The following is a 1,019-nucleotide window of genomic DNA, read 5'->3' on the forward strand; positions in this document are numbered from 1 at the left end:
TTAATAATGAATATTATTGTATTGCTTTGCACTTTTGTTTATCTTGTTCTTTATAGTCCTCTCATAAAGAACAGAACGCCATTGTTTTGCACATTCATATGGCTTTTTTAAGAAACATTTCTCAATGCTCCTAAGCCCATTTTACAACGACATTCGTGAGTGATTTTGATTAATTTAACATACACAGAATTTTAAATGATAAAATTCTACGAATATTCGTAGCTCTTATTCAAAATATAAAACGATAAATTATCATTATAACTCAATGTATTAAGGCAATTATATGATAATAAATTAGACATTAATCTAAATCTTTAAATTTATGTAACATTCATTTGATTTATATAGATAATTCATTAATTTATAACTTGAAATAAAAATTTATAAAGATAGGAGAATATTCTTTTTAAAACCTTTTAATGATAAACCGAAAAATTGTTTTCTTGTAAATAAAAAGCAAAATGAAAACAATACAATAGCTCTTTTATAAGGAAAGGGATTTTAGTTATTTGAAAACTAATAGAATAATGACAGCTTATAACTTTATAAGGATAATCATATGCAATAAATCTTGTGTTATTCCTTTCATAAAAAGAGAGGTTTCTTCAAAACAATCTATAAGAGCAATGCCATAACTAGTCTTCCTAGTAAAAGAATACACAGCAAAGCATGAAGTGCTGCATAATCTATCTTATCTTAAAACGATGACTTCTGAAACGCTTGGAGGCTATAATGCCAAATGAAAAAGTAATAATAAAGACAAACACTGCTTTTATCTTTACAAATGTATTTTTCCCCAATTACGCTGTATCTGCATTTCAGAAATACACAAGACAGATATTCGTGATACTTAGATACCAACCCAATATAAAAATGTAAAAAAAACCTATGCAGAATGATTTCATTCTTTAATTTTTTTCCAAAAAATCTTTTAGTGCTGCAAATGCCTCATCAGCTTTGTTCCCCTCAGGACCACCAGCCTGCGCCATATCAGGACGGCCACCTCCACCTTTACCACC

At 28.5% G+C, this 1,019-nt stretch carries 1 protein-coding gene; it reads right to left on the reverse strand.

Features of this window, described 5'->3' with window-relative positions; all coding sequences use genetic code 11:
- Nucleotides 1-908 precede the first annotated feature (908 nt).
- Nucleotides 909-1,019, reverse strand: a 111-nt coding sequence (locus tag ACFIKE_RS11320; protein ID WP_375650038.1) for a DHHA1 domain-containing protein, incomplete at its 5' end; no start/stop codon positions are given.

It is taken from the genome of Bartonella sp. MU70NMGDW, assembly GCF_042194085.1.
In the GTDB taxonomy this organism is placed as follows: domain Bacteria; phylum Pseudomonadota; class Alphaproteobacteria; order Rhizobiales; family Rhizobiaceae; genus Bartonella; species Bartonella grahamii.